The organism is Streptomyces fulvoviolaceus, from assembly GCF_000718165.1.
Classification (GTDB): domain Bacteria; phylum Actinomycetota; class Actinomycetes; order Streptomycetales; family Streptomycetaceae; genus Streptomyces; species Streptomyces fulvoviolaceus.
The window spans coordinates 1-219 of the sequence record NZ_JOEY01000242.1 but is presented as its reverse complement, the minus strand read 5'-3'; the positions used below and the strand labels follow the sequence as shown (position 1 = coordinate 219).

The following is a 219-nucleotide window of genomic DNA, read 5'->3' as shown; positions in this document are numbered from 1 at the left end:
TCACCGGGCGGTCCAGCCTCCGTCCACGGTGAGCGTCGTCCCGGTGACGAAGCGGGAGGCGTCCGAGGTGAGGAAGACCGCGGCGCCGCCGAGTTCGTCGGCGTTGCCGACGCGGCCCAGGGGGGTGCTGCGTACGATCCGTTCGCCCCATTTGCTGTCCAGTAGCCCGGAGCTGAGGTCGGTGTGGAAGTAGCCGGGCGCGAGGGTGTTGACGCGTAC

1 protein-coding gene is annotated in these 219 nt (G+C 70.3%); it reads right to left on the bottom strand.

Annotated features, from left to right (window positions below; genetic code table 11):
* On the bottom strand, positions 1–219 hold a 219-nt coding region (locus IG08_RS0153715), incomplete at its 5' end, for an SDR family oxidoreductase (protein WP_030622583.1).